Origin of the sequence: Thalassospira lucentensis (assembly GCF_032921865.1) — a bacterium.
GTDB lineage: Bacteria > Pseudomonadota > Alphaproteobacteria > Rhodospirillales > Thalassospiraceae > Thalassospira > Thalassospira lucentensis_A.
Genome location: NZ_CP136684.1, coordinates 1,657,164 through 1,682,903, shown reverse-complemented (window position 1 = coordinate 1,682,903; position 25,740 = coordinate 1,657,164). Strand labels below are relative to the sequence as shown.

At 55.6% G+C, this 25,740-nt stretch carries 23 protein-coding genes and 1 riboswitch; of the genes, 11 read left to right on the top strand and 12 right to left on the bottom strand.

The genetic code is table 11. The features are described from left to right. Positions 1–51: 51 nt before the first annotated feature. The 7 genes from R1T41_RS08360 to cobU form a co-directional block, all read right to left on the bottom strand. Positions 52–1,566, bottom strand: coding sequence for a cobyric acid synthase (locus R1T41_RS08360; RefSeq protein ID WP_317341208.1), 1,515 nt, complete (start codon positions 1,564–1,566; stop codon positions 52–54). Between the two features lie 48 nt (positions 1,567–1,614). After that, a complete protein-coding gene (cobO, locus tag R1T41_RS08355; RefSeq protein ID WP_062949813.1) occupies positions 1,615–2,241 on the bottom strand; it encodes a cob(I)yrinic acid a,c-diamide adenosyltransferase in 627 nt (208 codons plus the stop codon). A 53-nt stretch (positions 2,242–2,294) separates the two neighbouring features. Continuing rightward, on the bottom strand, positions 2,295–3,092 hold the full coding sequence (locus tag R1T41_RS08350; protein WP_317341206.1) for an endo alpha-1,4 polygalactosaminidase: 798 nt from the start codon (positions 3,090–3,092) through the stop codon (positions 2,295–2,297). 167 nt (positions 3,093–3,259) lie between these two features. Further along, on the bottom strand, positions 3,260–3,946 hold the full coding sequence (locus R1T41_RS08345; RefSeq protein ID WP_317341204.1) for a hypothetical protein: 687 nt from the start codon (positions 3,944–3,946) through the stop codon (positions 3,260–3,262). Between the two features lie 199 nt (positions 3,947–4,145). Then, entirely contained in the window at positions 4,146–7,913 is a 3,768-nt protein-coding gene (gene cobN, locus R1T41_RS08340) for a cobaltochelatase subunit CobN (RefSeq protein WP_317341202.1), read from the bottom strand. Between the two features lie 103 nt (positions 7,914–8,016). After that, positions 8,017–9,057 (bottom strand): cobalamin biosynthesis protein CobW, encoded by a 1,041-nt coding sequence (gene cobW / locus R1T41_RS08335; protein WP_062960231.1) that lies wholly within the window; start codon positions 9,055–9,057, stop codon positions 8,017–8,019. A 32-nt stretch (positions 9,058–9,089) separates the two neighbouring features. Continuing rightward, entirely contained in the window at positions 9,090–9,629 is a 540-nt protein-coding gene (gene cobU, locus R1T41_RS08330; RefSeq protein WP_197468244.1) for a bifunctional adenosylcobinamide kinase/adenosylcobinamide-phosphate guanylyltransferase, read from the bottom strand. Positions 9,630–9,688: 59 nt separating this feature from the next. Next, positions 9,689–9,900, bottom strand: a riboswitch (cobalamin riboswitch). Positions 9,901–9,959: 59 nt separating this feature from the next. Between cobU and R1T41_RS08325 the strand changes: the two genes are divergently transcribed. Together R1T41_RS08325 and R1T41_RS08320 are read left to right on the top strand one after the other, a co-directional pair. Next, positions 9,960–10,166, top strand: coding sequence for a hypothetical protein (locus R1T41_RS08325; RefSeq protein WP_317341199.1), 207 nt, complete (start codon positions 9,960–9,962; stop codon positions 10,164–10,166). 59 nt (positions 10,167–10,225) lie between these two features. Beyond that, complete coding sequence (locus R1T41_RS08320; RefSeq protein WP_317341196.1) at positions 10,226–10,801, top strand: hypothetical protein; 576 nt, start codon at positions 10,226–10,228, stop codon at positions 10,799–10,801. 59 nt (positions 10,802–10,860) lie between these two features. Here R1T41_RS08320 and R1T41_RS08315 read toward each other — a convergent pair whose 3' ends face one another. Both R1T41_RS08315 and cobS read right to left on the bottom strand, forming a co-directional pair. Next, positions 10,861–11,472 (bottom strand): histidine phosphatase family protein, encoded by a 612-nt coding sequence (locus tag R1T41_RS08315; RefSeq protein WP_317341194.1) that lies wholly within the window; start codon positions 11,470–11,472, stop codon positions 10,861–10,863. A 70-nt stretch (positions 11,473–11,542) separates the two neighbouring features. Further along, positions 11,543–12,403, bottom strand: coding sequence for an adenosylcobinamide-GDP ribazoletransferase (gene cobS / locus R1T41_RS08310; RefSeq protein WP_062949823.1), 861 nt, complete (start codon positions 12,401–12,403; stop codon positions 11,543–11,545). Between the two features lie 114 nt (positions 12,404–12,517). Between cobS and cobT the strand changes: the two genes are divergently transcribed. Continuing rightward, positions 12,518–13,549: a nicotinate-nucleotide--dimethylbenzimidazole phosphoribosyltransferase gene (cobT, locus tag R1T41_RS08305; protein WP_317341192.1), complete on the top strand. Its 1,032-nt coding sequence runs from the start codon at positions 12,518–12,520 to the stop codon at positions 13,547–13,549. A 44-nt stretch (positions 13,550–13,593) separates the two neighbouring features. Here cobT and R1T41_RS08300 read toward each other — a convergent pair whose 3' ends face one another. Beyond that, positions 13,594–14,823 carry a hypothetical protein gene (locus R1T41_RS08300; RefSeq protein WP_062949827.1) on the bottom strand — a complete coding sequence of 410 codons (1,230 nt, stop codon included), beginning with the start codon at positions 14,821–14,823 and terminating at the stop codon, positions 13,594–13,596. Positions 14,824–15,079: 256 nt separating this feature from the next. Between R1T41_RS08300 and R1T41_RS08295 the strand changes: the two genes are divergently transcribed. Both R1T41_RS08295 and rfaE1 read left to right on the top strand, forming a co-directional pair. Continuing rightward, complete coding sequence (locus R1T41_RS08295) at positions 15,080–15,664, top strand: D-sedoheptulose 7-phosphate isomerase (protein ID WP_317341189.1); 585 nt, start codon at positions 15,080–15,082, stop codon at positions 15,662–15,664. 45 nt (positions 15,665–15,709) lie between these two features. After that, entirely contained in the window at positions 15,710–17,182 is a 1,473-nt protein-coding gene (gene rfaE1 / locus R1T41_RS08290; protein ID WP_317341187.1) for a D-glycero-beta-D-manno-heptose-7-phosphate kinase, read from the top strand. A gap of 6 nt (positions 17,183–17,188) precedes the next feature. On the opposite strand, the gene R1T41_RS08285 is transcribed toward rfaE1, so the two are convergent. Both R1T41_RS08285 and cbiB read right to left on the bottom strand, forming a co-directional pair. After that, a complete protein-coding gene (locus R1T41_RS08285; protein ID WP_317341185.1) occupies positions 17,189–17,830 on the bottom strand; it encodes a nucleotidyltransferase family protein in 642 nt (213 codons plus the stop codon). After that, positions 17,791–18,807 carry an adenosylcobinamide-phosphate synthase CbiB gene (cbiB, locus tag R1T41_RS08280; protein ID WP_317341183.1) on the bottom strand — a complete coding sequence of 339 codons (1,017 nt, stop codon included), beginning with the start codon at positions 18,805–18,807 and terminating at the stop codon, positions 17,791–17,793. Before cbiB ends, R1T41_RS08285 begins: the two co-directional genes overlap by 40 nt. 423 nt (positions 18,808–19,230) lie before the next feature. Between cbiB and R1T41_RS08275 the strand changes: the two genes are divergently transcribed. From R1T41_RS08275 to cobM, 6 genes are read left to right on the top strand one after another with little or no spacing between them, the layout of a single operon-like run. Then, positions 19,231–20,277 (top strand): sirohydrochlorin chelatase, encoded by a 1,047-nt coding sequence (locus R1T41_RS08275; RefSeq protein WP_317341181.1) that lies wholly within the window; start codon positions 19,231–19,233, stop codon positions 20,275–20,277. A gap of 36 nt (positions 20,278–20,313) precedes the next feature. Further along, complete coding sequence (locus R1T41_RS08270; protein ID WP_317341180.1) at positions 20,314–21,006, top strand: precorrin-8X methylmutase; 693 nt, start codon at positions 20,314–20,316, stop codon at positions 21,004–21,006. Next, complete coding sequence (gene cbiE, locus R1T41_RS08265; protein ID WP_317341178.1) at positions 21,003–22,256, top strand: precorrin-6y C5,15-methyltransferase (decarboxylating) subunit CbiE; 1,254 nt, start codon at positions 21,003–21,005, stop codon at positions 22,254–22,256. Before R1T41_RS08270 ends, cbiE begins: the two co-directional genes overlap by 4 nt. Beyond that, a complete protein-coding gene (gene cobI, locus R1T41_RS08260; protein WP_317341176.1) occupies positions 22,253–22,993 on the top strand; it encodes a precorrin-2 C(20)-methyltransferase in 741 nt (246 codons plus the stop codon). The genes cbiE and cobI overlap by 4 nt, the downstream gene beginning before the upstream one ends. Beyond that, entirely contained in the window at positions 22,990–24,939 is a 1,950-nt protein-coding gene (cobJ, locus tag R1T41_RS08255; protein WP_317341174.1) for a precorrin-3B C(17)-methyltransferase, read from the top strand. The genes cobI and cobJ overlap by 4 nt, the downstream gene beginning before the upstream one ends. After that, complete coding sequence (cobM, locus tag R1T41_RS08250) at positions 24,939–25,700, top strand: precorrin-4 C(11)-methyltransferase (RefSeq protein WP_317341172.1); 762 nt, start codon at positions 24,939–24,941, stop codon at positions 25,698–25,700. Before cobJ ends, cobM begins: the two co-directional genes overlap by 1 nt. Positions 25,701–25,740: the final 40 nt, after the last annotated feature.

The following is a 25,740-nucleotide window of genomic DNA, read 5'->3' as shown; positions in this document are numbered from 1 at the left end:
AAAGGCTTTGTCGCGCCAAACGGTACCAATCTTGCGCTTTTTGTCATCCGTTCAATCCGACCGGCTTCGCGCCAACGCCAAAAGCCCGTCAAGATCAAGACACGCTTCGACATGATCGGCCAGTTCATCAAGCGCTGCTTCAATCCCTGCCTCGAAATCGGTACTGCCATCACGCAACCGCCCGGCGAGCCCCGCCAGATAGGCCGACCGGAACGCATCACTGCCAAACAGACCATGCAAATAGCAGCCTGCAACGCGCCCGTCCGCACTTTGCGCACCGTCCATTATCCCGCCTTCAAGACAAAGCCAGCTTCGGTCGCGATCCGGCCCGGCTGTCTCGCCCATATGGATTTCATAGCCACTGACCGGAATATTGGCCGCACCCCCGCCAAGTTCCGCCAGCCCGGCGGTTTGACGCAGCGTCTTGTCACCGCCCATCACGGTTTCAACGTCAAGCAATCCAAGCCCGGCTTCTGATCCCGCCTCACCTTCGATCCCGTCGGGATCATGGACCATGCGCCCCAGCATCTGATACCCGCCGCAAATACCAATCACATGACCGCCCCGGCGGTAATGCGCCAGAATGTCGATATCCCAATCCTGTTCTTTCAGGAAACGAAGATCGGATGTAGTCGATTTGCTTCCAGGCAACAGTACAAGGTCGATATCGGCCGGAATAACCTCGCCCGGTTTAATGATCCGAAGTTCGACATCCGGCTCGGCCGCCAGCGGATCAAGGTCATCAAAATTCGCAATCCGCGGCATATGCGGCACTGCAACCCTAATCAGTTTTCCGTCCTTACCGGCCCGCACATAACGTCCGGCTTTTTCAAGCGCGACACCATCCTCGGCAGGCAGGCGATTGGCCCCTTGCCAATATGTTGCGATACCGTAACTTTCAAGTCCCGTATGATCGCGGATGATCTGCAAGGCAGGCTCGAACAGCGAGACATCACCGCGAAACTTGTTGATGATATAGCCACGCAGCCAGTGACGGTCCCCTTCGGACAGCAGGGCATGCGTACCGACAATTGATGCGATCACCCCGCCCCGATCAATATCCCCCACCAGCACCACCGGGATTCTTGCCGCCTCGGCAAAGCCCATATTGGCAATATCAGCCGCGCGCAGATTAACCTCAGCCGGTGATCCTGCACCTTCGACAAGCACAAGATCGGCGTCCTGTGCCACCAGATCGAAGCTTTCAGTCACACGCGGCAGCAAATCGCGTTTCAGCCGGTAATAATCCCGCGCCTTCGCACTGGTCAGGACCTTGCCCTGCACCACGACCTGTGCGCCGATGTCACTTTGCGGTTTCAGCAGAACCGGGTTCATATGAACCGATGTCGGAATGCCGCATGCACGCGCCTGTAACGCCTGTGCCCGACCAATTTCACCGCCATCATCGGTCACGGCCGCATTGTTGGACATGTTTTGCGGCTTGAACGGACGCACACGAAGCCCGCGCCGCGCAAAAGCACGGCATAATCCGGCTACCAGCAGGGACTTGCCGACATCCGAACCGGTACCTTGCAACATCAAAGCAGGAACAGGGCGCACACTCATTCCGGTTTCAAAACTTTCCTGTATCTGGCTATCCACCGAAACGGCAGATTAGAACTCGACACCGATCTGTGCCTTGATTCCCTGTTCGCGGAACGGATGTTTGATCATGGTCATCTCGGTCACAAGGTCCGCCGCCTCGATCAGGGTATCGGGCGCATTTCGGCCGGTCAGTACAACGTGCTGGTCGGGCAGTTTATCCGCCAACGCTGCCAGAACATCATCAAGCGGCAGGAAATCATAGCGCAGAACGATGTTGATCTCGTCAAGGATCACCATGGCAAAGCTTGGGTCGCGCATCATCTCAAGCGCCTTGTTCCAGGCTTCACGCGCCAGTGCAACATCCTGCGCCCGGTTCTGTGTTTCCCAGGTAAAGCCCGCGCCCATGGCGTGAAATTCGCAAAGATCGGGAAACTTCTTCAAAAGCTTTGCCTCGCCGGTTTCCCAACCACCCTTGATGAACTGCACAACGCCGACTTTCATGTCATGTCCGACACACCGCATCGCCATGCCAAATGCCGATGACGACTTGCCTTTGCCCTTGCCTGTATGAACGATGATCAGGCCCTTTTTGTCGATCTTCTGCGCCATCATCTTGTCGCGCGCGGCCTTGATCTTCTTCATTTTTTCATCATGGCGGGCATTCAGGTCGGTATCTGGCGTGTTGTTGTCGGTCATTGCTTCATCCCTTTGCATTTCTGTCGGAACAATGCGGTGAAGCGCGCCCCTGATCAAGGACAGTTTTCGGGTTTCTGATCCAGTTCAAGATGCGCGACGATACCCTGGAAACCGTATTTTCGGGCTTCAGGGCAGAACCGGTCCGGATCGGTCCCTTCTTCGACATATTCGACCGCAAAAACCGGCTTTTTCATCTTTGAATAAGGTAAAAACGCATCCATGAAGCCAAACCGAAAGGATGATTCAAGCAGGGCAAAATCCATCCGGCCGACCAGTTCCGGAACCAGTTCGCCGGCATTCTTCTGCCCGATGGCAAGCCCGCGGGCATGCACCTGCTCAATCAGCCATCCGACATAACGAAGCTGATCAGAACGTGTCAGTTCAAACCCGGTTTTTTTATTCGACCCATCCGCTTCGTAAGCATCGATATTATCCGGCTCGACACCCAGAAAACCCTTTTCCCGACACAGGTCAAACCGTGCCTCCATGATATGGGCGAATTGCTCGAACCGGCTGATATCAAGCCAGTTTTCGCCTTCCCAACCCCAATAGGGGTTGCCAATCACGTCTTTGGGGAATTGGGCATAATCGTCGTTCCAGTCCTCGATCGCGCCAACATTGATGTAGCAGATCGGGAAAATACCGGCTTCGCGCCATTCCTGCACCTGATCGGTCGTCGTTTCAAACAGATCGCTATCGGTTACGCGGATACTGCCGCCGATATCAATGTCGCCCTGCAACTGCCAATGCAACGGCCCGTTCGGGACCTTTGGCCAGTCATCCGCCGCCGCACTGCCGCTCCCCGCACCAAATTGCAAAACCAAACCTGCAACGGCAAAAAACGCGCGCATCCATATACCCCTGGAAAATCAATCTTGCGAGTTTGCCCGTCTGACAGGCTATAGACAACCATCCAAAAAGAAAGCGCGGCCGTTTCCAGCCGCGCTCTTGCACCCGTAACGGGTGCGGTCCCCCGGAACCCCACCGGGTTCGGTTCACTGACATGTCTGTTAAGACTTCAACCTGATGACAACCCAAGATCGCCCGTCACCAGATCGGCCCATTTATCAGGCTCGCGCATGTCGGTATTGCGCAATTCGGGGCGGCGCATCCGTGCCTTGTTGAACAATTGTAAACGGTCACCCGGTGACATCTGACGCAGGCGAAGCAATGCCTTGCGCACAGCATCATTTGGGGCATGAACCGGTTTCTGGAAACTTTTTTCGATCACTTCAAGCCGACGCTCAAGCCAGTTGCGCGTCGTAACAACATCCGCAATCAGTAACTTCAATTCGCGAACCACGGGAAAATGATTTAACGCCACGTGAACCCTTGAAATGGTTGCCCGCCAGATCTGACGCTCGACACCTTGAAGATAACGCCAGTAAATCCGCACCTTGGCATCGATTTCGATGGCTGTTTGATCTGGTCCCGGCAGATGGCGCGCCAGTTCGTCCAAGCCATCACGAAATTCTTCGATACTGACCGGTGCATGAACACCGTTAAACCGTTCACGCAGGTCAAGAACCGAACGGATCGCACCGCGGGCCGGGCGGTCATGACCCTGACCGTGCAAATCGGCGCGTAACCAGTCAGGAAGGTCGGCGTCAGCAAGCAGGAAATCGACAATGTCTGCATGTCCGGCATGAACCGGCAGAGGGGTCTGCAGATAGTCAGGCAAACGAACGTGTTTCGTTCTTTCCATAGTGGCCTCCTAACTCTGTTGCCGATCCGTCTTTTGCGGTTATCGGCTCGATAGGTGTGCCCCGTCCCTCAACCAATTGATTAACACTTGGTTAAAAGAGATATGGTGCGAAAACGAAACGTTTCAACTCCCCGGTTTGTTCCGACTATTCATTTCAACGGTAAAATTCTCGTGATTCACGATGACGGCCAAGGCCCGGTTATGCCGTGCCGTTCCCCATCAGATCGACTGATACGGAGTTCCGGCGCGGCTGCCAAAGACCACGATCAATCGCCTCGCGAAGGCGGTTGCGAATATCGCAAAGCGCATCGGGATTGTGATCCCTGATGAATTCACGCACATCCGTATCGCCAAGATACGCATCATAAACCAGATCAAAATGATGATCTGCGACACACCGCGCCGTCGCGGCAAAGGCAAACAGGTAATCCACCGTCGCCGCCATCTCAAATGCGCCCTTATACCCATGGCGCATCACACCTTTGATCCATTTCGGATTAACCACGCGGGCCCGGACAACACGAGCAATTTCTTCTTCCAAAGTTCGGATTTTCGGGCTTTCCGGGCGGGAATGATCACTGTGATAGACCGTCGGCTGCCTGCCGGACAGATGCCGAACCGCTGATGTCATTCCGCCTTCGAACTGATAATAGTCATCGGAATCCAGCAAATCATGTTCGCGGTTGTCCTGATTATGAACAATCGCATCGACCCGCGACAGCCGCGTTTCAAACAGATCACGCGCCGCTTCGCCTTCTGCCCCGTTGCCATAGGCATAACTGCCCCACGCCAGATAGGCATCCGCCAGATCGGCCTCGTCTTCCCAAAGTTCTTCGTCGATCATCGCCTGCAACCCCGCGCCATAGGCACCAGGTTTTGCGCCGAATACGCGAAATGCCGCCTGTTTCCGTGCCTGCTCGGGATTTGCCCCGGCGTCACAAAGCTTAGCGGTTTCTGCCGCAACCCGAACCGCAATCGGGTTCATGTCCGCAGTCTCCTCCGTCTGTTCGGCCACCGCACGCACCGCGCTGTCAAACAGGTCAATCAAGCCGGGGAATGCATCGCGGAAGAAACCCGATATGCGCAACGTCACATCAACGCGCGGACGCCCCAACAGGGATGCGGGCATAATCTCGAACCCGGTAACCCTGCGCGATGCACTGTCCCAGGTTGGCCGTACCCCCATCAGGGCAAGCGCCTGGGCAATATCATCGCCCCCGGTGCGCATATTGCTGGTGCCCCAAACCGAAAGACCAAGGGCCGCGGGCCATTCACCGTGATCCTGAACATGCCGTTCCAACAACAGTTCGGCTGATTTCCAGCCCAATTGCCATGCCGCCGGGGTCGGAACCGTCCGCGTATCAACCGAATAGAAATTCCGCCCGGTCGGCAAGACGTCCGGGCGGCCGCGCGTTGGTGCACCCGATGGCCCCGGTTCGACAAACCTGCCCGCAAGACCGCGCAGCAATCCGGCAATCTCGGCATCGCCACAGGCCGTAACCGCCGGACGAATAGACGTTTCGATATCGGAAAGAACTTCGGTTGTTCGCTGCCATGCACTATCGGCGGCGACCAAGCCACGCACCAGATCGCGCGCCAGAAGCTCGATACGTTCCATCGTATCACCGGTCGTTCGCCACGGACCAACATCATATCGCGCAAGGATTTCGGGCTTCAGGCCCGGCCAAAACTCGGCAAAAGCGCAATCAAGCGGATCAAAACCGGGATCACCAAGAATATCGGCAGCAAGGGCACGATGAAGCGATGCCTTCGGCCCCTCGCTCGCCCCCCTTGGCAATCTTGCCAATGCGACCAAAAGATCGGTCAAAAGATCGCCTTCCGGCGCTTTGCCAAAGATATGCAAACCATCGCGGATCTGAAGTTCCTTCAACTCGCACAGATAGTTGTCAAGTTTGGCAAGCGCGCTTTCCTCCTCTTCGTCCGGCTCAATGCCGCAATCGCGGTCAAGGCCGATACGGATGGCAAGCTCAAGAATGTCGCGCTTCAGGATCAGCAGTCGCCTTGGGTCAACCGCAGCCGCGTCATAATATTCATCCACCAGCGCCTCCAGATCCTTGAGCGGCCCGTAACTCTCCGCCCGCGTCAAAGGCGGTGTTAAATGATCAAGGATCACCGCCTGCGCACGTCGCTTGGCCTGCGTGCCTTCGCCCGGATCATTGACAATAAAGGGATAGAAATGCGGCGTCGGGCCAAACACGGCCTCGGGAAAGCATTCTTCTGACAGCGCCAGCGACTTGCCCGGAAGCCATTCCATATTGCCATGTTTACCAAAATGAATGATCGCATGCGCCCCAAAATGATGACGCAGCCAAATGTAAAACGCGAAATAGTTATGGGGCGGCACCAGATCGGGCGAGTGATAGCTTTCAAGCGGATCAATATTGTATCCGCGTGCCGGTTGCAACCCGACCATCACATTGCCCATCGGCAGGATCGAAAGGGCAATCGCCGCCCGATCCGGCAGATAAAACGGATCGCCTTCCGGATCACCCCAGGCATCTGTCACCTGCTGGCGAATGCGCGCTGGCAGGACGGAAAATGCCGCCTTATAATCGGCAACCGGGATCACCACCCGAACAGTCCGATTAGCCAGCGACTTGAAATCATTGGTCGGCCCGGCCTTGACCGCCGCAATCAGTGCATCACCATTTTCCGGCAGGTCATCAATCCTGTACCCGGCATCCTTCATCGCACGCAGGGTTTCAATCATCCCGGCCGGTGTATCAAGCCCCACACCATTACCAAGCCGCGCATCCTTGTTGGGGTAATTGGCCATGATCATCGCGACTTTGCGCAGCGGGGCGTCCGTCTTGCGCAATTTGACCCAATTGACCGAAAGTTCGGCTACAAAGGCGACACGATCGCGTACCGGGATATATTTGACCAGATCAATCTGTGTCAGGGCATCCTTGCCCGCCGATCCCTTGAATGACACTGCACGCGACAGGATACGCCCATCTACTTCCGGCAATGCGACATTCATCGCAATATCGCGCGCCGCAAGCCCGTTGACACCATCACGCCAGGACGCCTCACCGCCGCCTGACAACACAACCTGAAAAACCGGTGCGTCTACGCCGTCAAATGGTCCGCTCTGGCGTTCGATACCCGGCACCGCAAGGGAAAAACCGGTGGTATTAAGGATCAGGTCTGCTTTGGTTGCCCCCAGCCATTCTTCGACCAAGGCAGCAGCAACCGGATCTTTCAGGCTGGCAACAAAAATTGGCAACGGGTTTAGTTTATTAGTCTGAAGTTCTTCAACCAGTGCATCAATTACGTCCAGATTACCGGCCTGAATTAACGCACGGTAGAAGATTATTGGAACAATAGGTTGATTTTGTTTCCAAATTTGTTCGATTTCTTCAAGATTTGCCGTTACTTTTCCCGGCCAGTACAACCCGGCCTTGACCAAGGGTGCCGCCGGTTTCCAGTTCCAGCTGACAGATGGGTTTAACTTTTCATATATAAGACGAAGTAAATGTTCGGCATTTTCCGGCCCACCTTCGATCAGGTAACGCCAGATTTTCTGATATGTGCTGCCCTTAACCGTCGATAAGGACAGAAGTTCCGCATCGGGTTGATCGTCACCGGGCAACAGTACCAGCGGCACATCGTTGCGACGGGCCAGTTCGACCAGCTGTTCGATTCCGTATTCCCAATATCCTCGCCCGCCCAGAATACGCACGATGATGAATTTGGCCTCTGCCAGAACGTCGTCGACATAAAGATCGACCGACATATTGTGCCCCAGCTGCAAAAGGCTCGCCAATCGCAGGGAAGGGACATCCTTGCCAAACGCCGCATCCAGCCGTGCCTGCGCACCCGCGAGACAGGCAAGCTCGGACTCTGCCGCCGACAGGATAACGACATCGCCCGGGCTTTGCCCCAAATCGACGGCCTCGCTTCCATCGGTGACCAGTCCCGGCTGGGCGGCAAGTAAATGCATCGGGAACTTCCGTTTCTTTTCTCGGATATCAAGACCCTGATATCACCCGGCCTGCACATGCGCAGCCGGATGATCTCAGCATCAAACATGACTGCGCCGCTAATCAGGACGCCTTGATTGCCGCTTCGATAGCATTGCGATCCAGACCATGCAGGCCAATCACCACCAGTTCCGACCGGCGTTTCTCGGTTGCCGCCCACGGGCGGTCGAAATAACGCTGGAACCGTTCACCAACCCCCTGAACGACCTGGCGCATCGGTTTGCCGGGAATATCAAGGAACCCCTTGATCCGCAGCACATCAAACTGACGCACAACGTCAATCAAACGCTTCTCAAGCGCTGCGGCATCCTCAACATTATCAAGCGACACGACAAAGCTTTCAAAATCATCATGGTCATGTTCGTGACCATCGTCATGATGCGACGGACGGCTATCAAGGTCGTCCTCGGCTGCCGCACCAAGGCCCAGCAACACAGCATTTTCGACCTTTGAGTGCGCGGTTGCGATAATCTTGACGGACGGACGTTTCAGCTCGGCCCGGACATCTGCCTCGACCTTGGCAATTTCGGCCTCGCTCAGCAGATCGGTTTTGTTCAGAACCACCATATCCGCACAATGGAGCTGTTCTTCAAACAGCTCCTCAAGCGGGCTTTCGTGATCCAGATTGTCGTCCGCTTCGCGCTGCGCCTGAACCGCGTGATGATCATGGGCAAACAGCCCGTCACGCAACGCCGCCCCATCCAGAACGGCAACAACACCATCCACCGTGACGCGCGACCGGATTTCCGGCCAGTTAAACGCCTTGACCAACGGTTTTGGCAATGCCAGCCCGGATGTTTCGATCACGATATGATCTGGCGGTGTATCACGATCAATCAGGCCCTTGATGGTTGGCAGGAAATCATCGGCCACCGTGCAGCAGATGCACCCGTTTGCCAGTTCGACAACATCATCCTCGGCACAACCCGATATGCCACATCCATTAATAACCTCGCGGTCGACACCCAGATCACCAAACTCGTTGATGATCAGCGCAATCCGCTTACCCCCGGCATTTTCCAGCATATTGCGGATCATCGTGGTTTTGCCTGCACCAAGAAAACCGGTGATCACTGTTGCCGGGATTTTTCCAAGCTGTGCCATGTTCAATTGTCCTTAAATCCATAAATTCTGTTCTATTTAACTGCCATCGGAATGCCGGCAACCACAAGCGTCACCTGATCGGCAAGTTCGGCAATTCGCTGATGCAATCGTCCTGCGTGATCCCGAAAGCTGCGCGCCATGGTATTTTCCGGCACAATCCCGAAGCCGACCTCGTTCGACACCAGAAGAACCGGAATGTCCAGCCCGGGAAGGATGTCGCATAATCGGTCAAATTCGGCCTCGATATCGCGATCTTCCAGCATCAGATTGGTCAGCCAAAGCGTCAGGCAATCGACCAATACCGGTTTGCTGCCATCACTACTGCAGGCAGACAGGACCGTGCAAAGATCAAGCGGTTCCTCGATCGTTTGCCACATCTCGCCGCGCGATGATTTGTGAAGTTCGATACGGTTTGCCATTTCGTCGTCCCACGCACGACCGGTCGCGATATAAATACCGCCGCCTGCATGGTTGATCCGGTTTTCGGCAAACCGGCTTTTGCCCGATCTGGCACCGCCAAGGATCAGATGGATCCCGGCAAGCTGGCTGTTTTCAGCCATATTCTGGGTCATACCCGTTTTCCTTCGCTTTGACCTCCCACCGAGGCCCGATTGCGTCACCCCATATCCTTGCGAACAGGGATACCGATGGCTGGTTTCCTGGCTGCGGGCATGAAAGCAATCCGCCTTCCCGGCATGTTGGCTACGCATCAACGTTACCGGTGGCTGGTGACATCACATCACCCGGGTCACCCAACCCGTTACAGTTGCGGGGGCAGCACCGGCATCACACCGGTTTCCCATCACCAAACGGCAGCGCCGAACCTAGCAGCTTTACCCCTATGACCAAAGCCCAAACTCCGACCTAGCCATAAGGTCAGTATTTGTAAGAATTGACTGCTTGTGAGCGGTTATTCTTTAGGAGAACATAATTTTATCACGTTGGAATCAGAGCTGCCAAAAGCCGCCAGCGTGATCGCCGGACATTACAAAACAAACAAAGTCCGGATGCCGGAACTGCAAAAGGTTTCGGGCCAACTCTTGGGGTTAATTGGAAATTTGCTGATCAAATGGCAATTCATGAACAAATTCAACGAATTCGGAAGCTGAAATCAACAACCTGGCAAACCGTATCACGCGAAGACATGTGGCGCGGGCTGCTTGATAGATTGAACTATAACGATCAATCCTTTCCCGAATTCCTGCAACATCATGCCGTGAATGGTGAAATATCATTGGCGCGTCGTGATGTTCGAAACATTTATGCCAGCCGTCCGACCTGTGGTGTTGTCGCGACCATTATCTGGTCGCATGCGCGTGGCATTCGCGTAAATGCGCTTTCGCTTCTGGTCCGTGACCTGACCAAACTCGTGGAACTGTTCGAAAATGACGATTTCGACGAGGATCAAATGTCACAGCTTCTGGGTCAGCCGGGGATATCCATCCCAACCGCCAGCAAAATGCTTTCAGCCTGTGGCAAGAAATACAAGGGCAAACCAGCGGCCATCATCGACGACACGATTATTCAGGTGATAGAGGCACCGGAATTCGCGTCCGATTTCAGTGAAATCAACGAGCTTCGCGGCAAATCGCGCAGCCGCCCTATTCCCTACTACGAAGCCTATCTCGAAGACGTCGCATCAATCTGTGGCAGATACGATGTCACTGCCGATATGGTAGATCGCTTTTTGTCGGAATACGCCCTTTCTGGCGCGCGTGAAACCGAACAGCGAAAATCAGCCTGAAACAGATACCCTGCCTGATTTTCGCGCGGGGTTCTTTTCATCCAAAATCGCCAGATCGTCTAAAAGCGCAAATTCACACCGGTTACCCGCCAGCCAGGCTGATCGACACCGGCAATATGTTCGATCCGCGTCAAACCGAGTGTATCGACATGAAACGACAACGCCGCCTCAAGTGGTAGACCAAGGGCGCTTGCCAAAGCCGCGCGTACCGTTCCCCCATGAATAACCGCGACAATATCTTTCCCTGCCCAATAGCGCGTCAGCCGGTCAAACAACGGCCCGACGCGTTCGACAACATCCCCGAAACTTTCTCCATTCGGGGGATGCTGTCTGGCAAAATCCGTCCAGAAACGTGTGGTTTCCCCCTTGGGAAGGTCATTCCAGTGCTTCTTTTCCCACGTACCGAAATGCTGCTCGGCAAACCCGGTCTCACGGGTCGGCAGTATGTTTTCATCCATCAGTTCCAGGAGTTTTAACGCGGTATCAAGCGTTCGCGACAAATGACTGGTAACCCAGATCGCCTCGCGAGGCAGTTGACGCGCCAAGGCCCGCAACGCTTTTTCATCCGACAGATTAACCGGCATGTCACTTCGACCATAAACAAGCCGTTCCGGATTTGTCACCGGCGCATGGCGAACAAGCCACCACCGCGTCGTCACTACCTTCTGCATTCTTCCCCCAAGGAAAAATGTAATCCATGAAATGCCGGTCAATTTGCGCGGCGGTATTTTTATGATCTTATCACCAAGTGACCTGCAGCACTGCGATAAATGCAATGCCGACAAATAGCTCGGAAATGATTTGCGTCATACCCAGCACATCACCGGTATGGCCACCAATCTGATGCCGGGCGATCCAACCGACGATAGATGCCCCGACCATCATGGCAACCAAACACATGAATGCGGTCAATGCGCCTGCAACAATCACCACCAACATCAAGGCAACGGCAATTCCTGCCGCGACCATTCTGATGTCGGGACGTCCGGCTCCCTTGCCAAGCCCGTCTTCACGCGCCGGATCAAAAACATAGGTCACAATCGGCATCGCCGCACGCGATAGTGTCGCCATCACAATCAGAATGGCGGCCATGCTGCCGCTTTCACCCGCAGCCGCCAGAACCGCAACACGCATCGCAAGGCATAAAACAAGTGCAACAACACCATATGTGCCGATGCGACTGTCACGCATGATTTCAAGTTTACGCAACTTGTCCTGCCCGCCACCAAATCCATCTGCGCAGTCGGCAATACCATCTTCATGCATCGCCCCGGTTAACAGGATCAGTGCCAGCGTCGCGACAATGGCCGCAATCATGCCATTTCCGGTGAGAACTTCGGTCAGATATGCCGGGATGATCGCGATACCTGCAATAAACAGTCCCACCAATGGCCAGCACCAGACCGACCGCGCGATCGCAACCGGGCGAAAGTCACATGTTGCGGAAACCGGAACACGGCTCAAAAGGGCCAGCGCCCGCCAGAAATCGGCAACCGGTCCCTTTGGCGACGAAATGTCTTCGTCGTGCTCAACCTTGCTGGCAATGCCCTCGTCATCAGGGCTTTGCGATTTCATTCCGGCTTGATTATGATCATTTGTCACGGGTGATTTCCCATATTCGAACTGGCATTTTGCACGCAATCAGACTAATCATGGGCGCGACAGAAGCCAAGCAGAAGACGCTTTGCATCCTCGTCCGCCAGCCGGAGATTTTCCATGTTCGACCCCAAGCATCCCCCGCAAAGCCTTGATGAAATCCGCACCCTGATGGCCGAATTGCCCGGTGTCGATACCGAGGCACAGGCCGCCGTCAGCGCGCGCGAGCCCGAACTGACCAAACCCGCAGGCGCACTTGGGCGCATGGAAGATATCAGCCTTTGGCTGGCCGGGTGGCAGGGAAATTCACGCCCGAACATGTCACGCCCGCGTGTCACGGTCTTTGCCGGAAGTCACGGTGTCTGCGCCCAGGGCGTGTCTGCCTTCCCGGTCGAGGTCAACCAGCAGATGGTGGAAAACTTCATCAATGGCGGTGCGGCGATCAACCAGATCTGCAAAACAGTAGATGCCGAATTGCGCGTGATGGAAGTCGCACTTGAAATTCCAACCAACGATTTCTCACAAGAACCCGCCATGGATGACGAAGGCTGTGCCGAAGCAATGGCCTTTGGCATGAGTGCAATCGAAAAGGGGCTCGACCTTTTTGTGCCCGGTGAAATGGGAATCGGCAATACCACCTCGGCAGCGGCTATTGCCCACGCACTGTTTGGCGGTGCAGCCGCCGACTGGACTGGACGCGGTACCGGCATTGACGATGAAACGCTTGAACGCAAAACACGCGTGGTAGGTGACGCCATCATCCTGCACAAAAATCAGATGCATGATGCACTTGATGTTCTGCGCTGTGTTGGCGGTCGTGAAATCGCGGCGATGGCCGGTGCCATTCTTGCTGCTCGTTATCAGCGGGTGCCGGTTCTTCTTGATGGTTATGTATCCTGTGCCGCTGCGGCAACCCTTGCCGCCATCCGCAGCGATGCGCTTGATCATTGCATGATCGGGCATGTCTCGGCCGAGCCGGGCCACAAGCGCCTGATCGAAAAACTGGGTAAACAGCCGCTTCTCGATTTTGGCATGCGCCTTGGCGAAGGATCGGGGGCAGCCCTTGCCATCCCTCTTTTGCGGGCATCAGCGGAATGCCACAACGGCATGGCAACCTTTGCCAAGGCTGGTGTTGCAAGCCGCGGCGCATAATCGTTTTGACTTCGGAATTAAAAGACGCCAGCTATTTGCTGGCGTTATTTTTTAGTGCGTTCGCTTAGCAGCTGCTCGACATAACGCCCCTGGAACATGGTGATATTGATGCCATGACCGAACTTGATCGCGCGTTCATCATCACAACGGCACATGATCACACGCGTATCGCCTGACTGCGCGACAGCTTCACGCATCGCATTGCCGTGTTCCTCGTCCAGATTTTCCATTTCCGGGTCCCAGATCATCTTGATCATATCAACGCCAAGCTTGTTGCGGTTGATATAGGGCAGCGACAGATGGCTGATGCCATCAATACAAATCCGGTATCCGCGATCACGGCAAAAATCGCGCGCAAAGAAAAACGCCCCAAGATCAGCGAAAATATCGATCTTCTGCAGCTCAAGCACGATTGTGCCGCGCTGGCCTGCTTTGACATTGCTGTCAAACGTCAGGAAATCCGGCGATAGCAGCGTCGAAACATTCAGATTGATACTGACCGAGCCGGTAACCGATGCGTCATTGCTGCGCGTAAGCAGGGATAACATCCGCCGATCAAGAATTTCCGTCAGGTGCTGGAACAGCCAGCGATTCGACAGAACATTGACATCAGGCAGCAACGTCTGCTGCAAATCCTTGATCGAAATGAACAGTTCGTGGAAAACCGGCGTCGGGTTTGCATCACCAACAACGGCACAAATCGCCTGTCGGCGCATCAGGTTCGAAAGATCGGCACGACGCAATGCCTCGTCGATACGACCAAGGATTTTCGGCGTCAGTGGTGCACGACCGTCCTCAAGATCCGGACTATCGTTATGGCGCTCGGCCGCCTTGCTGACCTGACGCGGCCGGTTGGCGTTCGATCGCACAAGCGTCTGGGTCAGATGCAAGAAGTCCTTGTATTGCTGGGCAACGTCAAAATAGTCGGTAAAGGTCGCCGGTGCGCCACTTTCATCCTTGCCATCACTGATCAGTGGATCGTCATTGAACAGGAACTTAAGCCGGAAAATGACGGCATTGACCTCGTCAATCTCGGCCGCATCAAATATAAAAATCAGATCCTGATTGGACAGCGTAAAGATGCGCCCGGTAACTTCTGGCACAATGTCTTCGAACGACGCAATTGCCGTACGGATGTGATGGTCACGCCGGTTGAATGGCAGAAGTTTTGAAAAATGCACATGAATTGCCCCCACGCCATCCTTGCGACGTTCAAGACGCCGCACATAATCGACCAGAAAGGCTTCGGGTGAAGGTAACGTACTTTCAGACATACAGGATGACCAGATTTTCCAATGTGCAACGCGCGGCGAAAGTCCCGATTGAAATACAATAGTTCGCTGCCTGTTAACAGCTTATGTATTTATCATTGTGATAAATTGAAACCAAACGGGAAAAATGGGCACTTTCTGACGTTCCGCCAATTGCCGCGAACACCGATTTCCACAACGATAAGTCATGGCAATACATCATCCAAGCTGCTAGTTTCAGCCCGATTTCATCGCCTCGAACATTCCAGAGATCAAAAACATGGATATCAATGCCTTCTTCGATGCCGAATTTGACGAGCATCTTGATCTGGTCGACAAAACCCGCGAAGCAACGCGTGCACCCTTTGCAAAGCTGGTATCGATCTGCACCAAGGCACTGAATGAAGGCAACAAACTCCTGTTCTTTGGCAATGGTGGATCGGCCGCCGACGCGCAGCATATCGCAACCGAATTTACGGTTCGCTACATCAATGACCGGCGTGCTTTACCAGCCATCTCACTGACAACAGACAGCTCGGCATTGACCGCCATCGGTAACGATTTCGGTTTCGATTATCTGTTCTCGCGCCAGATCGAGGCACTAGGGCGGCCGGGCGATATCGCGATTGGCATTTCGACATCCGGCAACAGCAGGAACGTCAATCTCGGCCTTGAAAAAGCCCGCGAGATGGGTCTGATCGCCACCGGATGGACTGGTAAAACTGGCGGCGCGATGGTCGATCTGTGCGATCCGCTAATGATCGTGCCCAGCAACACCACCGCCCGCATTCAGGAAATGCATATCCAGATCGGGCAGATGCTGGTTGGCGCGCTGGAACATACCCTTGGCCTGACCAAAGCCTGAGCCAACCAAACACCTTCGACTTAACGAACAGAAGACGATACGAACATGACCGATCTTAGCCATCTGGCCCAACTGGTTGAACAGCTGCCCAATGCCAAGGTACTTTGCATCGGCGATGTCATGCTCGACCGGTTTGTGTATGGCTCAGTCACGCGCATTTCGCCCGAGGCACCGATCCCGATCATTCGGGTCGAACGCGAAAGCGCCATGCTGGGCGGGGCGGGCAACGTCACCCGCAATGCGACAGCCCTTGGCGCATCGGTTCGTTTTCTGTCACTTGTCGGTGATGATCTTCCGGGCCGCGAGGTCATGGAATATGTTGCCAATGACAAGGGCGTCGAACCCTATATCCAGATTGAACGCAACCGCCCGACAACGATCAAGACCCGCTATATCGCGGGTGGACAGCAATTGTTACGATCTGATAACGAAACTACCGCAACGCTTGCGGCGACAACCATCAGCAACCTGTCGGCTTTGGCCACCCAACTGGCCCCCGATGTCAGCGCCATCATCCTTTCCGATTACGGCAAGGGTGTTCTGCATGGTGACGTCGTCGCCGCAACCATTGCCGCCGCTCGCAAGGCTGGAAAACCGGTGATTGTCGATCCCAAGGGTACGGATTATAGCATCTATCGCGGTGCCACGGTCGTCACTCCGAACCGCGCCGAAGCCCTGGCCGCAACCGGGATCGAGATTCATAGCGACGAAGACGCCATTGCCGCGGCAACAAAAATCATCACCGAATGCGGCATTGAAAATGTGCTTCTGACCCGAAGCCAGGACGGCATGACACTTGTCACCAGCACGGGTGAGGCCATTCACCTTCCGACCGAGGCCCGTGAAGTCTTTGATGTTTCCGGTGCCGGTGACACGGTTGTTGCCTGCCTTGCCTCGGCGATTGCCGGGGGTGCGTCGCTTTCCGATGCTGCCCGCATTGCCAATGTCGCGGCAGGCATTGTGGTTGGCAAGATCGGCACGGCTGTTGTTTATCCGGACGAACTGATTTCTGTTCTGCATCATCACGACCTGATGATCGGCGAAGCCAAACTGATGCCGCTTGACCGCATGGTGGACCGTGTCGAACGCTGGCGCCGCAAGGGTTACAAGGTCGGTTTCACCAATGGCTGTTTCGATCTTTTGCATCCGGGCCATCTCAGCCTTCTGCAACAGGCACGATCCAATTGTGACCGCCTAATTGTCGGGCTTAATTCCGATGCGTCGGTCAAACGGCTTAAGGGCGAAGCACGACCTGTGCAATCCGAAGCCGCCCGTGCGGCTGTCCTGGGGTCTCTTGAAACCGTCAGCGGTGTGGTGATTTTCGGCGAAGACACCCCGATCACTGTGATCGAGGCCCTCAAACCCGATATTCTGGTCAAGGGTGCCGATTACACCATCGACAAGGTTGTCGGCGCAGATATCGTTCAGGGGTATGGCGGCAAAGTCGTTCTGGCCAATCTCGCCGACGGTTTTTCGACGACCTCCACCATTGCGCGGATCAATCAGGGCAAGAAATAGTCCAGATTATTCCGGGTTATCGGGCCATGGCATCACTTTAAGGCAGGGCCAGTTTTTCCGCCATCGGATGACTTTGGCCACATACACATCCCGGAGCGGCAGGACAGGGTTTGGAATGATTGTGCCTTCCAAAACCGCTTCAAGCCCAAATGGCGCATATATACGATACTCGTCATGCAGTTTGCGCAGCCCGATTGCAGTTGTTCGATAAGCAAATCGATCAATCCCTTCGCACGCAGCTGATACATCACCATATTCAATGTCGAATTTCTTCCGGTACCAAATCGGCACCCTTGCTTGATTGCGAATTTCGATCCGAATGGGCAGATCTGAGAATAAATCAGCCACTCGTGCAATCACCTTATCTTCAGCATTCCAACGGATGTCAGCGTCAAAATAGAATAGATCATAGTCATCAATCCGGTCTTCAACAGGGCGGTTTGCTAAAATATTCCATATCGATTGCGCCAGACACCCAGCCGTTAACCACCAGTCATCAATTCCCAAATCACTAAACCGATCAAGGATTGTCCGGTTGAAACGGTTACGTAACACCAGATCAAGAAACAGCTGCCCCTGCGCAACCTGATCAATGGCATTCCCTGAGCTCATAGCGAAACCCACATCATCTTCAACACCACCGGCCATGCCGCGTTCAGAATGCAGGACGTGGTGTAAAGCTTAAGTGCGCGGTCGATATCGCTGGCATCGGCATCCCGCCTGCCATCGCCAATATAGGGATCCTCGACCAGTTCCGCGCCGTATTGGCGCGGCCCGGCAAGCGACAGGTCAAGCGCCCCGGCAAAAGCCGCTTCCTGCCATCCGGCGTTCGGCGATTTGTGCTTTGACGCATCGCGCAGCATTATTTTCCAGGCATGCGCACCGGAAGTTTTGCGGCCTATCACGGCGGCCAGGCAGATCACCCCACCGGCAATCCGTGCCGGAATAAAGTTCACAACATCATCAAGACGGGCCGCGAACCTGCCAAAATAAAGATAACGGTCACTGCGATGACCGATCATGGAATCAAGCGTATTGATCGCCTTATAGGCACAAAGCCCGATCGGCCCGCCCAGCACGTACCAGAACAGGGGGGCGGCCACACCGTCCGAAAAGTTTTCCGCACAGCTTTCAATCGCCGCCCGGCTGACCCCGGCCTGATCAAGCGATTGCGGATCACGCCCGACAATCATCGAAACCGCCGCCCGTCCCCCCGTAAGACCATCACGCTTTAAAGCAACCGAAACCGCTTTGACATGCTGATAAAGCCCCTTTTGCGCAATCAGGATGGCAAGCAGCAGAATGTCGGCAAACCGGAAAATACCGCCAAACGAGGATATCAGCTGGATAACGCCACCAAACACCGTCGCACAGGCAATGACCGCCAGACTGGTAAGGCTTCCGCGTAAAAAGCGGGTACTGTTGCCATATCGCGATTTGTTCAGGCGTTTTTCAAACCACGCAATCAAATTGCCAATCCAGACCACCGGATGCGGTACCCGCCCGAACAGCCACGGAAAATCACCAAAAACGGCATCCAGCACCAGCGCCAGTACCAGCACGGTGAAAAGCGGGCCCGTAAAACCGGGCTGCGGGATCAGAAATTGAAGGATCGCGGTTTCCATTGCGGCAATGTGCGTTGCGCACGTATTCCCGTCAATGCTCATACGATGTTAAACGGGCAACCGTCTGAACGAACGGCACGATTTGCCAATCCGACCCGGCTTTGATAGAAGCGATTTCATACTTTTTATTTTTTCTTCATAACAATGTTGACTATCATGTTTAACATCCGACGTCAGGAGGCCGTCCCCATCCCTATCCGCGTTTCGAGCGGCAAGGTGCATCACCACAACATCTGCAAACGTCCGTAAAACGGACCACAACAGTTTGTATTTCCATTCCTGTCTACCCTCGCGACCATTGTTCAATCAGCTGCGGCTTGCATTCCGCAGGCCAATCGGTGAAAACGGGGGTGGCATCGGGTACCGTGGCGGTTTGTGACCGTCATGCACAAAAACACGAGAGAGACAAAGGAGCAGCCTTTTATGTCCCCCAAAGGCGCCGTAATGATTTGCGGACACGGTTCGCGTGATGAGCGCGCTGTTTCACAGTTCAACGCCATGGTTGAAACAATGAAGCAGACCCATCTGGCCGATTATGATGTCGAAAGCGGCTTTCTCGAATTTGCCCACCCGATCCTGCGTGACGGCTTTGAAAAACTCAAAGCCATGGGCCACAAGAAAATCTACGCGCTTCCGGGCATGCTGTTTGCCGCCGGTCACGTCAAAAACGACCTGCCAAGCGAGGTGAACAACTTCGCCCATGAAAACCCTGATATCGACGTGAAATTCGGTCGCGATCTGGCGATTGATCCTAAGCTTCTGCGCGCAAGTGCTGATCGCATCGAAGAAGCCCTTGCAACGGCTGATGATGGCATCACGCGCAAGGACACCCTTCTGATGGTCGTCGGTCGTGGCACCAATGATCCGGATGCCAATTCAAACGTCTATAAGGTCGCCCGCATGCTGCAGGAAGGTCTTGGTTTCGGTCGTACCGAAATCAGCTATTCCGGTGTTGCGCATCCACGCGTCAATGTTGGCCTGCGCGAAGCCATGAAGCTTGGTTACAAGCGTGTGGTGGTCTTCCCGTATTTCCTGTTTGCAGGCATCCTGATCGACCGGATTTACACCCACACCGACGAAGTTGCCGCCGAATTCCCCGATGTCGAATTCATCAAGGCGGAATATCTGCGCGATCATCCACTGGTGCTGGAAAGCTTTGCCGAACGTCTGGCCGAGATCGATACCGGCGAAAACAACATGAACTGTCAGCTGTGCAAATACCGCGAACAGATCATCGGGTTCGAAGGTGATGTCGGCACAGCCCAGGTCGGCCACCATCACCATGTGATGGGAATCGGTACAGACGGGCATAGCCACGGCCACAGTCATGGACATGCTCATGGGCACCATCACGGACATGGGCATTCCCACAGTCATTCACATGATCATTCACACGATCATGGGCACAGCCATACACATGACCACGCCCACGATCATGCCCATGATGTCAACAAGGCGACCGGCTCCTGACCGGTCGCCCTTCGTTCCTTTGCGAAAGGCGCGGCGATGTTCGACTATCTGCGGGACCCGCAGGAAATCTATCGGCAAAGCTTTGCAACCATCGAAGCCGAAGCCGATCTCGCCCGCTTTCCGGAAGAATTGCGGCCGGTTGCCGTGCGGATCATTCATGCCTGCGGCATGGTTGAAATTTCCGATAAAATTGCATTTGGCGAAAATGTCGCACCTGCTGCAATAGGCGCCCTGCAAAAGGGAAAGCCGATCTTGTGTGACGCGGAAATGGTCCGTCAGGGGATCATTTCCCGCCTGTTGCCCGCCGATAATCCGATCATTTGCACACTGAATGCAGATGGCAATGCTGAACGCGCGGGCAAACTTGGCACTACACGATCGGCCGCTGCCATCGAAGACTGGGCAGATCATATCGATGGTGCAATAATTGCCATCGGCAATGCACCAACCGCGCTTTTTCATCTGCTCGAAGCTCTGATTTCGAACCGTCTGGCGAAACCGGCACTGATCATCGGCATGCCGGTGGGCTTTGTCGGGGCCGAGGAAAGCAAGGAAGCCCTGATTGCCCATGCCGGTGACATCCCCTTCGCCACATTACGCGGCCGGTTTGGCGGCAGTGCGGTTACTGCGGCAACGCTCAACGCATTGGCGCGCCTTGCAGCGCCGGGGCAGACACCGGATGGCACGACCGCAAACCCCAGCGGCGCTGACAAAGGGGATGGCAAATGAACGAACAATCACCCCTAAACGGCAAAATCACCGTGATCGGTATTGGCGAAGACGGTTATGACGGACTAAGCACGATTGCCCGTCAGATACTTGAAACCGCCAGCGTGATCTTTGGCGGCAAACGCCATATCGCCATGCTGCCTGGATCAAATATTGCCATCCAGAACAGCTGGATTACCCCGTTCGAAGCCAATATGCCCCTGATCGAGGATTGCCTTGATCAGAACCCGGTTATCCTGGCCAGTGGCGACCCAATGTTCTTTGGTGTCGGCAACACACTTGTCAATTATTTCGGTTCCAAATCAATTACCGTAATCCCGCATCCCTCCAGCATCAGTCTGGCAGCCGCCCGCATGGGCTGGGCACTTGCCGAATGCGATGTGATCACGTTGCACGGGCGCGAACCGGAAATCCTGCGATCGCGCCTGCGCCCGCGCGGTAAACTGATCGCGCTTAGTGCCGATGGCAGTACCCCTGCACTGGTGGCGGTTATGCTGTGCGAAGCCGGCTACGATCAAAGCCAAATGACGATTTGCGAACGGCTGGGCGGCACACAGGAACGCATCACCACCCAAACCGCACAGACATGGCAATCCACCGCAACCTCAATGCCCGATGTCAAACCGGTCGATCCGCTAAACCTGATCATGATTGATCTGGTGGCCGGGCCCAAAAGCCGCGTTCTGGGCAATGGTGCTGGTCTGCCCGATGATGCCTTCATCCATGACGGCATGATCACCAAATCGGAAATTCGCGCCCAGACACTGGCATCCCTTGCGCCATGGCGCGACGCCATGCTTTGGGATCTGGGGGCCGGCTGCGGTTCGATTTCCATTGAATGGATGCGTGCTGGCGGTCAGGCCATCGCCATTGAACGCGATGTAAAACGGTGCAATCTGATCGGCAAGAATGCCATCCGCCTTGGCACACCCGATCTGGTCATCCGCCAAAAGGCAATCGAGGACGCAATTGCCTTCGCCGATCAGCTCCCTACACCTGATGCGATTTTTGTCGGCGGCGGTATTACGACCCCCGGTCTGATGGATCGGTGCTGGGATATCCTGCCGATGCATGGGCGGCTGGTGGCCAATACGGTCACGCTGGAAGGCGAAGAAGAATTATTACGGTTCTATAATAAAAAGGGTGGCACCCTGTCGCGCCTGTCTGTTTCCCGGCTGGTTCCACGCGGCAGTTTCAGGGGCTGGAGCAACCTTGCCCCCGTCACCCACTATGTCGGAGTAAAAGTATGAGCGACGCGGCCATCACACCCGCCAGCGCATTACCCGTGGCGGGTACGGCCTATGGCCTTGGCATCGGGCCGGGCGAACCCGACCTGATCACGCTCAAAGCCTATAACATCCTGCAAAAGGCAGATGTGATTGCCTATCCCGCCCTCGAAGACGGTGCCAGTCTGGCCCGCCAGATCGTCGCCCCGCATGTCCCCGATGGCCGGATCGAAATTGCCATTCGCATCACCATGGGCCAGCCCGCCGACCCGATCTATGATGCCGCCGCCCTTGAAATCGGCGAATATCTGAAAGCCGGAAAAAGCGTTGCCGTCCTGTGCGAAGGCGATCCGTTCTTTTATGGCAGCTTCATGTATCTGTTTGGCCGCCTGGCCGAGGCAGGGCATCCGGTTCAAACCGTGCCGGGTGTCAGTTCAATGATGGCCTGCGCCGCCCAGCTTGGCGCACCGCTTGCCGCCAGAAACGATGTGTTGCAGGTCATTCCGGGACCCTTATCCGAAGAACGGCTGCGCGCGCAGCTTGGCGATACCGATGCGGCCGCCATCATCAAACTTGGCCGCCACTTCGCCAAGGTCCGCAAGGTGATCGAAGAACTTGGCCTGACCGGCCGGGCGCGCTATATCGAACGCGCGACGCTTGAAACCCAGAAAATGGTACCGCTTGGTGACCTTCCGGAAGATACCATCGCACCCTATTTCTCGATGATCCTGATCCACCGTCGCGGAGATGCATGGCGATGACGACCCCGAATTCCCCCGACGCCAGCACGACCAACCCGATCCTGCCGACGGACCCGATTGCGCCGATTGCGGTCATCTGTCTGACACAGCGCGCCCTTGCCACCGCCAAACGCATTGCCGCAAACCTGCAGGGTGCATCAGTCCACGGCCTGCGCACGCGCGTTTCGATAAGCGATGTCGATGTCGCGTTCGATGATACCATTACACATCTGCAACAAACATTTTCGGCCGATCATGTGATTATCGGTGTTTGCGCATCAGGCATTCTGATCCGCGCACTGGCACCGCTTCTGGCCGGTAAATGGCAGGATGCGGCGGTCATCGCCGTCGACGAAGCCGGCAGCACCTTTATTCCGCTTCTGGGCGGCCATCACGGCGGCAATCGGCTGGCACGCGATCTGGCCGAACGGCTGGGCGGGCAGGCGGCGATCACCACGCCCGGCGATGCGATGCTGGGACTGGCCCTTGATGAGCCCCCCGTCGGCTGGCATCTTGCCAATCCGCAGGCCGCCAAACCGGCCACTGCCGCCCTTCTGGCCGGTGAAACCGCCCGGTTCGAGATTGAGGCAGGATCAGCCGCTTGGCTAACCAACAGCAATATCGAACGCAACGACACCGGCAAGGTCGTCATTCGCGCCACCGCCAAGGCGATGGAAATGAATAGCGACGACAGGAACAATCACGAGATTGTCTATCACCCGCCGGTTCTGGCGCTTGGCGTCGGATGCGAACGTCATTGCGAACCGGACGAGCTGATCAAACTCGCAACCGAAACTCTTGCCGAAAATGGCCTGAGCGCGCAAAGCGTTGCCTGCGTGGCATCCATCGATCTCAAGGCCGATGAAGCCGCTGTTCACGCACTGGCCGATCATCTGGGCGTCCCGGCACGTTTTTATGACGCTGAAACATTGGAAGCCGAAGCCCCCCGCCTTGCCAATCCGTCCGACATTGTCTTTGCCGAAACCGGCTGCCACGGCGTTGCCGAGGGCGCGGCACTTGCCATGGTCGGCAAGGACGGCACCCTGATCGTTTCGAAACAGAAATCAAAACGGGCCACCTGTGCCATCGGGCTTGCCAGCAATGATATCGACCCGATGCAATCCGGTCGTCCACAGGGACGTTTGTCGATTGTCGGCATCGGCCCTGGACAGCCCGGCTGGCGCAGCCCCGAAGCCAGTAGCCTGATTTCGCGCGCCACCGATATTGTCGGCTATCAGATGTATCTTGATCTGCTGGGACCGCTGATTGACGGCAAATCCTGCCATCATTCCGACCTTGGTGCCGAAGAAGCCCGTGCCCGACACGCACTTGAACTGGCCGCCACTGGCAGGGACGTCGCCCTGATCGGGTCCGGCGATGCCGGGATTTATGCGCTGGCGACACTTGTGTTCGAACTGCTTGATCGCGAAAATCGTTCTGACTGGAACCGCGTTGCCGTGCAGGTATCGCCGGGCATTTCCGCCCTTCAGGCCGCCGCATCGCGGATCGGTGCGCCACTGGGGCATGATTTCTGCGCGATATCGCTTTCTGACCTTCTGACCCCGCGCGAAGATATCCTGCGCCGCCTCAAGGCCGCGGGCGAGGGTGATTTTGTCATTGCCTTCTATAATCCGGTATCCAAACGCCGCCGTGATCTTCTGGCACAGGCGCGTGATATCCTGCTTGAATACCGCGGGCCGGAAACACCAGTTGTTTTGGGTCGGCAGCTTGGTCGCCCAGACGAGGAAATCACGGTCGTTCCGCTTGCCAAACTTGAAGTCGACATGGTCGATATGCTGACCACCGTTCTGGTCGGATCGAGTAACAGCCGCCATATCACACGTGGTGAAAACAGCTGGGTCTATACCCCACGTGGCTATGCCAAAAAGGGCCCGGACGCAGCCAATGCACCCGTCCACAGCCTCGATAACTCCAAGAATGAACCCAAAAACGATAAGGCAAACTGATGACCGTTCATTTTATCGGTGCCGGCCCCGGCGCCCCCGATCTGATCACCGTTCGCGGGCTTAAACTGATCGAAAAATGTCCGGTCTGTCTCTATGCCGGATCGCTCGTGCCCGAGGAAATCGTCAAATCTGCCCCTGATGGTGCGCGCGTGATTGATACCGCACCAATGAACCTTGACGAAATCCTGTCCGAGATTGAAACGGCCCACGCCGCAGGGCAGGATGTCGCGCGCGTGCATTCCGGTGATCCGTCGATCTATGGTGCGATTGCCGAACAGATCCGCAGGCTTGATGACCTTGGCATCCCCTATGACATCACGCCGGGCGTTTCGGCCTATGCCGCCACCGCCGCCGAACTGGGGGCGGAGCTGACGCTGCCCGATATTTCGCAAACCGTGATCCTGACGCGCACCGCCATGCGGTCATCCGCCATGCCCGAAGGCGAAAGCCTGGCCGAACTTGGCCGTTCGCGGGCGACACTTGCGGTGCATCTGTCGGTCAATAATCTGGTCAATGTTGTCCGTGATCTGGTGCCGCATTACGGCGAGGATTGCCCGGTGGTGGTTGCTTATCGCGTCACCTGGCCCGATCAGCAATTCATCCACGGCACGCTTGGCGATATCCGCGCCAAGGTCAAAGGCAGCGGCATAACACGGACCGCCCTGATCATGGTGGGCGAGGTCTTTGGGCGTAAGGATTTCACCGATTCCCGCCTGTATGCCGCCGATCACACCCATGTCTTGCGGCCGGCAAAACCGTAACCGAACTGTAAAGCGCCCGTTTTTTACGCAATCAACAAAA